The sequence below is a fragment of the Acinetobacter sp. SCLZS86 genome, from assembly GCF_021560715.1.
Taxonomy (GTDB): domain Bacteria; phylum Pseudomonadota; class Gammaproteobacteria; order Pseudomonadales; family Moraxellaceae; genus Acinetobacter; species Acinetobacter towneri_A.
Genome location: NZ_CP090864.1, coordinates 97,414 through 108,094 on the forward strand (window position 1 = coordinate 97,414; position 10,681 = coordinate 108,094).

General features: G+C 36.4%; 6 protein-coding genes and 2 pseudogenes. 1 reads left to right on the plus strand and 7 read right to left on the minus strand.

The features are described 5' to 3' along the window. Positions 1-11 precede the first annotated feature (11 nt). The 6 genes and pseudogenes from LZP46_RS00400 to LZP46_RS00425 all read right to left on the minus strand — a co-directional run bounded on the left by LZP46_RS00400 (position 12) and on the right by LZP46_RS00425 (position 8,436). Positions 12-1,301, minus strand: a complete 1,290-nt coding sequence (locus tag LZP46_RS00400) for a type II toxin-antitoxin system HipA family toxin (RefSeq protein ID WP_178318965.1) — start codon at positions 1,299-1,301, stop codon at positions 12-14. After that, on the minus strand, positions 1,298-1,615 hold the full coding sequence (locus LZP46_RS00405; protein WP_004883943.1) for a helix-turn-helix domain-containing protein: 318 nt from the start codon (positions 1,613-1,615) through the stop codon (positions 1,298-1,300). The genes LZP46_RS00400 and LZP46_RS00405 overlap by 4 nt, the downstream gene beginning before the upstream one ends. A gap of 637 nt (positions 1,616-2,252) precedes the next feature. Further along, positions 2,253-2,390 (minus strand): annotated as a pseudogene (locus LZP46_RS00410) (type II toxin-antitoxin system HipA family toxin); the annotation flags it as partial. Between the two features lie 282 nt (positions 2,391-2,672). Further along, a complete protein-coding gene (locus tag LZP46_RS00415; RefSeq protein ID WP_178318964.1) occupies positions 2,673-5,630 on the minus strand; it encodes a tyrosine-type recombinase/integrase in 2,958 nt (985 codons plus the stop codon). After that, positions 5,627-7,807 (minus strand): hypothetical protein, encoded by a 2,181-nt coding sequence (locus LZP46_RS00420; RefSeq protein ID WP_070153700.1) that lies wholly within the window; start codon positions 7,805-7,807, stop codon positions 5,627-5,629. Before LZP46_RS00420 ends, LZP46_RS00415 begins: the two co-directional genes overlap by 4 nt. After that, positions 7,804-8,436 (minus strand): hypothetical protein, encoded by a 633-nt coding sequence (locus LZP46_RS00425; protein WP_227515211.1) that lies wholly within the window; start codon positions 8,434-8,436, stop codon positions 7,804-7,806. The genes LZP46_RS00420 and LZP46_RS00425 overlap by 4 nt, the downstream gene beginning before the upstream one ends. A 146-nt stretch (positions 8,437-8,582) precedes the next feature. On the opposite strand from LZP46_RS00425, the pseudogene LZP46_RS00430 reads away from it, so the two are divergent. Beyond that, positions 8,583-9,523: pseudogene (locus tag LZP46_RS00430) on the plus strand (IS5 family transposase). A 56-nt stretch (positions 9,524-9,579) separates the two neighbouring features. Here the strand turns inward: LZP46_RS00430 and LZP46_RS00435 are convergent. Then, positions 9,580-10,617 carry a L,D-transpeptidase family protein gene (locus LZP46_RS00435; protein ID WP_136695037.1) on the minus strand — a complete coding sequence of 346 codons (1,038 nt, stop codon included), beginning with the start codon at positions 10,615-10,617 and terminating at the stop codon, positions 9,580-9,582. Between the last annotated feature and the right edge of the window lie 64 nt (positions 10,618-10,681).

Sequence of the window (10,681 nt, forward strand, 5' to 3'; positions counted from 1 at the left end):
TTCAGATTACCCTAATCATCTGTAAGTATCTGAAAGTCTGGATGCAATTTTTTCCAATGTTCTCTTAATTTTTCTTTATGAACAGAAATCATAGGTAAGTCTAGTAATAGCACTGGCCATACCGACCGTGCTTTGTCCATGATCGCGTGAAGTTGTTTTTCAATAACACGCCATGGAACACCGACTTTTTCAGCCCATTGTTCAAAGTGTTTCATCTCAGCTAAATACCAATCTTTATTTTTGGCAAGATTTAAGGCGAAATGACGCTCATTTTCAATATATACACTTGTCATCAATATATCGTATGCAGGGGATAATCTTGGCGTTGTTTTATCGTGATAAATCATACTCCAGTTCTTTAAGTGTGCATCTCCATTGGCGAGTAAAATATTGACGAGTAAACGGCTGGCAAATTGCTGAATATCAAAAATTTTGTTATCTGAATAGTGATAAATGATCTTACCGATCTGCTCATAATTTGTGGTGCTGTATTTCTGGTGTGGATATGAACCAAAGATCTGAGCAAAATCTTCAATATGAATAAGCTCTGTAGTATTAGCAGTACTCTGCCTATCGAATCTCTTAATTGCAAAAGCATATTGCTCTTGGGGTAGATTTAATGGTGGAAGGTCTTGTAAGAGTGCCATATCTACCAAACGAATCTCTGGGATATCTATTCCGACCATTTTGGCAAGGATCATCATAGAGTATTCATTCAGCGGAACAAAAGCATGTCTGGTAGAAGGAGTTTTGACAATCCAATCACCGAGTAGGTTGGATTCCGTTGCCTGTGCTAATGTAAAACGCCCATCTTTGGCTTTCATGGAAAACTTCATTTGGACGCCAGCCAAGGAAAACTTATTATTTGTCCGAATCTCTTGTTTTAATATCTGATCTGGATTCGAGATCTGAAGCTTAAATTTTATTCCATCTGGGATTTCTTCTGGATCTACTGGGGTTGCAATCAGTGCCCCAGGTAAGTCATGACCTAAAGCTGCCAATAACTGAAATTCATTGTCTATATGTATTTTGAGGCTTTGTGCTATGAGTTCGCGTAATGCACCTTCTGGTAGCAGATTTGATAGCAAGGGGTGTAAGCGCTGATGTGTAACATAGGTCTTTTCTAAAATCTTATCCGCTTGAGGATATAAAGGGGAAGTCAGCAGGCTCAAGGTCGAACGTTGCTGATCCAAGTGAAAAGAATCTGTGAAAACCAGAATATTTTTTCCGCTCTGAAATCCTGCCAAGTATCCAACGACAACGTGATGTAATGTTAATTTCAGGACTGCAACAGTATTCATGGTTCCTCTCCTCCGAGAAGACCTTTCCATGGGTTAGACATTAAGTCATCTTGATCTTCAATAGTGACTTTAATTTCATCATTCAATAATTGTCTAATCAAATGAACCTTATCATCTGGGATGAGCATCAGTTGAGCATTTAGTCCTGCCGCAATAATTTCTAAGGTATCTAATCGAGGATTGCCTTGACTTTCCAGTTTTTGGTACTGCTGTCTTGAAATGCCTGTACGTGATTGCATATCAACTTGCTTTAAACCCAATAGGGTTCGTCTTTTTTTGACTTGCTGTAGTAAAGACTTATTTAGTGTAGACATATTTATTGCTTTTTGGTGGTATAAGAAGCATATTAGTTGCTTTTTTATTAAGAAGCAATGACAGAAATTATTAACAGGCTCCGCGGCATCAATATTTAGGATCTAGGCAAGCTGATCTTGTTTAACATAAGCCACTTAGTAGTAGCTAATACTATCTTTTGTTTTGGAGTTTTTTTTATCTTGTATGATTGATACTCTGGAGCATCATCTACACGGTTTTTTGTTCACAGTTTTGAAAGAGCACTTTTGTAAACATACTTTTTAAGTATAAAAATTTCTTATGAAGTAAAATATTGAATAAAACAACAATAAAAAAGCCCCAGTCATTCAACTGAGGCTTTTAGAATCTGGAGCGGGAAACGAGACTCGAACTCGCGACCCCAACCTTGGCAAGGTCACCGAGATTTATACCATTAAATGATGTTAATTTTAAGTATATGATTTAATTGAATGTGATTAGTTTTTAGTGGGGCAAAATTTTTAGCAATTTAGATCATTTAAGGGTATTTTGGTCACTTTATATTGGAAATTTTTGTCTATAAAAGTCACCTATGTTTTAATACTGATTTTCATGAAAAATAACAACAGTATATGATTTAATATAATGATTGTTAATCCTCATGAAAATGTTTTATATTCAATTCAATAAATGAATATTATGCTCAATCCTATTTTGGATCATTTGGAGAGTCTCTGCTTGAATTTGTCTAGGTAATAGATCATGAGCGATATTCCTGAATCGGATTACAACCTTACAAATCGAACTAATAATTTCATAGGGCTTTGTTGCACAAATAGCTAACACTATGATTTTATTATATTTATTTTTATTAAAATTTTAGGAAAACCCTTAAAAATCAGCATCTTGCAAAATATTTATGCAACAAAGCCTTGCATAAATATATAAGCCATTGATTTTATTAAATTAAAATCCTGACTGAAAAACAATCAAATCCTATAAAATCATATAGTTAGGAAATCTTTGTGCAACAAAGCCCCTAGAGTTTATACTATTTGATTATCGTTGCTCAGAGTTCAAATTTTTATTACAAGCAGCTTAAAGATGAGAAACTATCATGAGATACATCAGTAACTTGAATACCCCAAGTACTTTTGCATCTTTACTTTTGAAGCAGAATTTAATTCGCCTTTCATTTTCATTCAAGCTGAAGTTTTCTGCCCGTAATGTTAAATCCTGTAATGTCTTTTTGAGCTCTGTCTTGCTCTGTTGAGAGAGTTCTAAATGAAGATATTTTTTCGGAAATAAACTATGAATAAAAGAAAGAAGTTTCTTCAGTTGCCGTTTTTCATTCAGTTCAAAAATTAACTGGGCTGAATTGGGCTGAACTTTTTCAAGATAAATTGAGTAGATCGTATGAAGCTGTTTTTTGTATTTACTTTGTACATTTGCATAACGCTCCTGAACATGTTGAATGACTTTTTTTTCCTCCTGATTGGTTGGCAACATGGTGACCAATGCATTCGGAGTTTTCCTTAAAAAATCTGTGGTAAATAACCTCGATGATTTTTTTTGGTTTACACAGGAGGTTTTCAAATGTAGGGCTCTGGCACGTAATTTTTGCGCGATTTGCAAAGGAATGGCTTCAGGTAACAGAAGATCTTGCTCTTTTTCTACTGCAAGAATGTGATGCAATAATTCAAAAGTCATCTCTGAGTCATGAGCTCCTAGCATCAGTGAATCAGGCGATTTCTGTTGTTCTGGTTTATATTGATGATCATGTTGCCTGTAACGGTCTTTAGTGAGTTGATCAAATAAAAACTGTTTGATCGCCCGTTGCTGAACAGGATATTTAATAGCATCATCATGTTTCAGAATATTAAAATAGGCTTCTTTAGGAAGTGGGCTGTGCATTTGATTCAGCTGGTAGCTAATTGCCAGATGCATTAAATGCAGATAGCTTGAACAGGTCGTGTCAGGGGTTAGGTGCCCGGCAAAATGAGAAAGTGCATACCAGGTTTGCTGAGTATTTCTGTTTCGCAACAATGCATAACGGATACGTAATTGCTCATGTGGGCTATAGTCAGTAAATGCATCTGAAAGTGTTGAGTTTTTTAAAATCAGGTAAAGATGATTAAATGCAGAATGGCGCAGACTATGGTAAGTAAAATTGTGTTCTCCAAAAACTGGCTGGATCAATTGTTTCAATAGGGAATTCACTTCATTTTCATGAGTTTCTTCTAAGGACTGTTTTAAAAACAGCGGTTGTGCAACTGATTTTCCTTGTTCTTTTAGCAGACGTTTTCTATTCAGACTATATGTTTTAAATGCATGTAATTCGTCGGCTTTAAGTAGATGATGCAGGGGAATCTTGCGGTAAGCTGAGTAGCTTTTTTGATTTTTATTGCGATTGTTGCGAATAGTGATTATCATAGCATCTTCACTAATAAATAGATCACGTACGAAGATATTCAATGTTTCATTGATCCGTAGTCCGACTCTGAACCCCAAAATAAAAATCAGTTTAAATATATTTTTATCCTGAATCGAAATATTTTGAGTATTTTCGAGCTGCTCTAGCATGTGGTGAAAAATATGGGGCGAGATCAATGCGGTTCTGCAGATTTTTACCTGGATTAAATTATCCAGATCAACAGTGGGTGCGTTAAAAAATAAGGTCTGTTTGTGATGAAACTCCTGTAGACGTTTTTGTAGAGTTGCTCTAGTTGTTTCTTTCTTTAATAGAAGCATTTCTCCATACAGATCTTCAAAATCAGCATCTGAAAATGATGAAATATCTTTGTCTTGCGTTGCCTGCAGCCAATGGACTGCAAACTGTGAAAACATGGTCTTCAGAGAACTTTGCTTGAGCGGCTGAAAATCTGCACGTATAAGCTTGCGCTTAAATCGTTGCTGCTGCTGAATAATATGATTTAGAAGGTCCAGTTGAGGTTCCGTTAATTTTGAGCGTAGTATGCTCCACAGCAGCAAACGTTCCAAGGCTGGAGATTGTTCTTTAGCATATAATTCTATGAGTTGATCGCTATAGTTTTTTGCACGAATAGCTTGACGTATTTCTACTAAAATATCGGCAACATCTAATGCAATAGTGACTTTAGACTGGTCTTGAGGGTTTTCATAAACTTCCTGAATCGTATGGGTAGGCGTGGGTTCAGGCTGACTAAAATAAGCTGCTAATTGTTTTTCGAGAGGACTGGAACTATAAATTTCATTTTTTAAGATACAAATGGACATTTGATCCAGCCCGCTGTTTTTCAGGAACTGTGTATAGTAAAAACCGTATTTTAACAGGTCTTTACAACGCACCTTTTCCTCAGGGAAGCATTCAATAATACAAGCGTTAATCAGATGTTCTGCATCTTCAATATCCGAAAATAAATCAAATTTTTGATGTTTTAGTCTGTAGATCCAGCATTTCACAATGTCGTGTAGCACAAACGTTTTGGTATAGCTGACTGAAAAATCAGGGTCATATATACGCTGATTACCGAAATTCCGGTTCGGGATATCAAGTGAAACAATATGATTCAGGTTTAAAAAACTTTGAAATTTCTTTGTTTTTAAAATGATTTTTAAAAACTTTTGTAGTTCGTTCTCATTATAAATGCCATTAAATAATATTGAACTGATCAAACAGAAGCCAAGTGATTGAGTTAGACTGAAGTCATTATGTTTTGTCCAGTAAGCAATCATATTTTGGGCAAATTGAGTAACTTTTTTACCATGTTTTAAGGTTTCAATATTTTGCTCGGGAGGAGTTCTTTCGTGCTTAATGGGAGCGGCGGGCACCGGATAGTTTTGATTCGATGAACGATTAAAGCGCTTAATATATTTAGCAAATTCTATACGTGCTATCTGGTAGCTTCGGATATTTGACTTATAGTGCTCTAAAAGTCGATCGTCAACTTGTCGAAAAATTTCTGGATAGTTTTCGGGTGTCAGTTTTGTGAATTTTTCGCTAAATAATTGCAAAAGAAACACTTTTCTCTCTCTATGCTTTTTTAATCGTTTTAGCGAGTGTGGATGTCTGCTCATTTAATCATGAACCCGTTGAATGTCGACATACTTTTAAGCTCTAATATTTCAATTAGCTTATCTTGTGCTGTTCTGATTTGATCGTAATCAGTCGCCTGAAAAGCTGAATAGCGGTCAAACAGTCCTTGCATTGCTTCGTCATGACCAAAGATGCCCTTAACTATATCTTCATTGCAGTATTGGGCAAAAAAATAACGAGCAAAGTGGCGGGTCCAATTGCGCTGAAGGGCTATTTCTGTACAGAATTTTTGAATATCAGAAAGTTCTAAATTTCGGATATCTCCTTGTGGATCGTAAAATAATAGAAAGGGGCGTTCACCCTCGAAGACCTCATGGATTGCTTGTACTTGTTCATTGGACAGATAGGCCTTTGTGAGGTGGAGAAAGTATTTTAAATATTTTAGGTAATGCTGTATTTCATCACGAAGATAATCGTTAAATGGTAGATATCGTCCAATGGTGCCCGAATAACGCTGCTCTTTATCTGCAACAGCCATCAATTGATTGTCGAGGTCAAGATAATCTAGATTGGGTGGGAAAGACTCACTTGGTCGTGCTGACGTTATCAGCATGCAAATATGCCACAGCCAGATTGAATAATGATTTAACGTCTGAAATGGATTCGGATGTTCCCGCACTCGTTGGTCAAGCTGGTGAAAAAATGATTTAACAAATGGTAGATTAGGTGTCTGCTGACTACCAAAAGAATGCGGGTTACTGAATTCTTCAAGATATTCAGTTTCCAGCTGAGGAACAGTCAAAGTTAGAATTTGAGTATAAATATTAATAATATCCACGATTTGTGTTGAAGAGTAATGGCATGGAATATAGTGCTGAACACTTTCTCCATTAAGCAATTTGCTTTCCAGTTCATACTCAAGTTCATTCAATGCAATATCACTGAGTAAGCGCGGAAGATTTTGTGTTGTTAACTGGAAGGTCAGCCCTTTATTAATTTTTTGTAAATACTCCTGTATCTTGGAATCAATCTCAACACCATCCATTTTTTTCAACTGACTTAGATTTTCCAGATAATATTGAGGCAGAGGAATCGTAAAAGAATTCACGGTATTCAACCGATGTTTTCTTAAAACAAAATCCTTGAATTTAGAGACTTCAAAGCTTTGCTTAAAGAAACATTTTTGGGGTTGCAGTGATACTTCTTTGTTTTTTGTACTGACTCGTAAATTTTTTTGAAATACCGGCAGATCTTTATAATGAGTAAGACTGAGGACTGAAAATAAAAGCAGGGTATGAATTGGAGAGTTTTCTGCCTGTTCTAATAAAATTTGCATAATGTACTGTGCGGTAGGCAAATCGAAGACCCGAGGATTCGGCTTGCTCATTAGCTCATTCTTGTTTTGATGCAGAATTTTACTTTTCAGATTTACGATTTGGGCAGTGACAGAATGTTGCTCTAATCCAGTAAATTCAAAGTTATGATCTTCAACTTTTTCTACAGTTTTATCCTCAAGGGGCTGTTTTGCCACACCTCGCTCAAAATGAGTTTGATATGTTTTTTCTCCATCAAGTGAAATTCTTAATGTCTTTTTAACGTCAGTTTGAGACGGTTTTGGGATGTTTGGATTACTTTGACGATTTCTTTTTTGACGTTCTGATTGAGTATGGGTATACGTATAAATAACGCGGATTTCTGCCAGTTGGCCCATTTCCCTTTTCTCTAAACTCTCTTTAGATTCGTCAAATAATTCCCCATTTTCAGTCTCAGTATTTTTTAGAAATTTAACTAGCTCTTCTAATTCAATTGGAAGAGACGGTAAAAAATTGTAAAGCCAATAGTATTCTTTCTTTGTACTTGCTAAACGAAAACGCCTACATAGATTAGCTACAGTTGCTGTATGTTCTTTACTATTCAGTAACTCGATACATTGAGTATTGAAAATAGCCCATTTCAGTGCAGTTGATTGATATGCTGATGGGGTGTTAATAACTGCAACAAGATAATGAACCAGAGGGTAGTCACTGATTGATTTGTCTGCAAGTTTTTGATTTATAATATTGTTGATTTCAACGATTTCAGTAGGTTTAATGAAGTCATTGAGTTTGATAGAATCCTGATAATTTTCCAGCTTTGCTTTCGCCAGTGCTTGATAGAAGTATCGAAACGGCTCAAGCTTTAATTCTTGAGTATCTTCTAAGTAACTATATCCGTTCATGATGATATTCCAGCCAGAATTTTTTCTAATGAAAGTGGACCAGCATAATTTGAAATAGAACTTACTGGACTTTTGGATTTAGACAGTCCTGATAATTCTCGTAGATAATTGATAGTTAAAACTTTCTGACCGAAAACTTCCTGAAGATGTGCAGCTAAGTATTCTTCATTTAGCCAATTTGCAATGATGTCTAAGCCATGAATGGAGTGGTGTAATCCGGAACACAGTAAGGCCTTTACTTCGCTTAAAGCCTGGATGGTGAATTCGTAGGAATTATTTTTTTCATAAGCTCTGAACTTAAATTCATTTTTATTCTTGTTGTAAGAATAGGCATAGATCCAGCTGAAATGACTACTAAAAAAATAGTGATCAGGTTTGTCTGTTGTCAGAACAGGAATGTCGACTTTTTGTTGAAAAGTAAAATCCAAATGATAGTTTTGCTGTTTCTCATTAAGCTGAAAAAATAGAGCAATCCAGATTTGGTAGGCATGCATACATTTTGGATAACACATTAATTGTAAGTTTTTTGAAGATACACGATGACTTTCAATAGCTTTTTTTTTATAGACATATGCTGATGTCTCCCCATATTTATGCCAAGTGGCTGAAAAATAAGCTATAATATTCACGTATTTTTTATAGGAGAGTCAAGGGTTGTGCGCCCTATATTGTGTTATTAAATTGTAAATTTCACTATATATAGTGTTTTTAATCTTTTTAGGGCTTTGTTGCACAAACCTATCTGTAAAGGGTTTTTCAGCGATATAATTTTCAAATGAAGAAGCCTACACACAAAATCTACCGCACAACCAATTGGCCCGCATACAACCGAGCACTCATGAGTCGCGGAAATATTGCCATTTGGTTTGATCCTGCTACGCAATGGTATGCTCCATCAAAAGGCAAACAAGGGCGAAATCAAACCTACTCCGACGCAGCCATCCAATGCTGCTTAATGATTAAATCCTTATTCCGTCTATCTTTACGTATGGTCACTGGCTTTGTGCAAAGTCTGATTAAACTTTGCGGATGAGCAGCCCCGAATATCAGTGATATTCTTACACCACGCTTTGTAGAAGACAAAAGCATATTGATATTGCAATCAGCTACCAAAAAAGTAGCGATGGGCTGCATCTACTCATGGACTCTACAGGCATGAAGTTTCTAGGTGAGGGCGAATGGAAACGCAAGAAATATGGACCTGAATATCGTCGCCAATGGCGTAAACTACATATTGGTATAGATGCTAAAACCCTACAAATACGCGCTATTCAGCTCACAACCAATAATGTCAGTGATTCACAGGTGCTTGGTGATTTACTTAATCAGATTCCACAAGATGAGCGGATTGATTCTGTTTATACCGATGGAGCTTATGACACCAAGCAATGCCGTGAGGTCATTGCAGATCGGCAAGGACATGCGGTGATTCCACCTAGAAAAAATGCGAAACCATGGAAAGATACAAAGAGTAGCTCGCTAGAGCGAAATGAATGACTTCGAACAGTTACACGTTTAGGCAGGACATTATGGAAAAAATGGTCAGGCTATCATCGGCGAAGTTTGGTGGAAACCAAGATGCATTGCATCAAATTATTAGGCGATAAGCTCAGTGCAAGGAGTTTTGATAGCCAAGTGAATGAGATCCATGCACGTGTAGTCGTCCTTAACAGATTTACGGAATTAGGTCGACCACTTACCCAAGTTACGCCTTAAATTTGGCTCAATTAGGGGCGCTTTGCATTTAAAATCTTTGTGCAACAAAGCCGCTTCTACTCCAAAAATCTGACAGTCATGCCTTTGCGAACAATTTTAGACAAATTATTTGCGTCCCAATTGGTCAATCGAATACACCCATGCGAAGCTGTTTTAGAAATTAAAGCAGGGTTTGGCGTACCATGAATTCCAAAAGAAGGTCGAGATAAACCAATCCAAATATTTCCAACTGGATTATTCGGTCCGGGCGGTAAACTAAGAGGTTTAAGATTTTTGCCTTGAATAAAATTCTTAGGGTTATAGCTGTAGTGTGGATTTGGCACAATGCTCCCAATCACATGAGTGCCAGATGGTGAGGGATTATCTTCACTACCAATGGTTGCAGGAAAAGAAGCAATCATCTTATTTTGTTGATCAAGCAAATATAATTGTTTTGAGCCTTTGTGCGCGATAATCATTTTTATATTTTTTGGCAACGTGTTTTTCACATTTGCCACAATAATCTTTTCACCGACTTTATTAAAACTTGCGCCTGAATTTATTTTTTGTAAAAACAATTCATCCATGTGAAATTTTTCACCGAGCATTTCAGTCACGCGAGTGTAATACAAACCTCGCATCTTTGATTGTTCAGCATAATCTACAGGAATAGATTGAGCATAAGGCCCCTTCAAGTCTTGTGCGGTAATGGTGTACTCAATAAACGTCGGATGAGTCGTATCTTCATTTAAAAGCCGCCAAGTATTTGCATCTAACACTCCGTCACCACTTAAACCCTTCATGATCTGAAAAGCCGAAATGGCTTTAACGGTATTTAATCCCAATGTGCCATCAATTGCCCCTGGAGATGAATAATGACGACTTAACAGCACTTGTAATTTTGCGTAAACAGGAAGATAGCCTTTTTCAAGATTGTCTGACCATTCAGCTTTATTTAGATTATCTAAAGACCATGTGCTGGGTTGATTTAACAATGCCAAATTGTTCTGATCATTAGTTGAAATACTAAGTAGACTGTGCGGTTCTCGTGCGTTTGCATAAGTTGAAAAAATACAGATATTACTCAAGCAAATAATTAAGAAACGACTCAACATAGTAGCTAATCCCAAGGTAAAACGATTTATCAAAATGACAAAACCAATAGTTTAAATAAAGTTA

Coding starts and splice junctions, on each gene's coding strand:
- LZP46_RS00420 (WP_070153700.1), bottom strand. CDS start 7,807: ATGAACGGATATAGTTACTTAGAAGATACTCAAGAATTAAAGCTTGAG.
- LZP46_RS00435 (WP_136695037.1), bottom strand. CDS start 10,617: ATGTTGAGTCGTTTCTTAATTATTTGCTTGAGTAATATCTGTATTTTT.
- LZP46_RS00415 (WP_178318964.1), bottom strand. CDS start 5,630: ATGAGCAGACATCCACACTCGCTAAAACGATTAAAAAAGCATAGAGAG.
- LZP46_RS00400 (WP_178318965.1), bottom strand. CDS start 1,301: ATGAATACTGTTGCAGTCCTGAAATTAACATTACATCACGTTGTCGTT.
- LZP46_RS00405 (WP_004883943.1), bottom strand. CDS start 1,615: ATGTCTACACTAAATAAGTCTTTACTACAGCAAGTCAAAAAAAGACGA.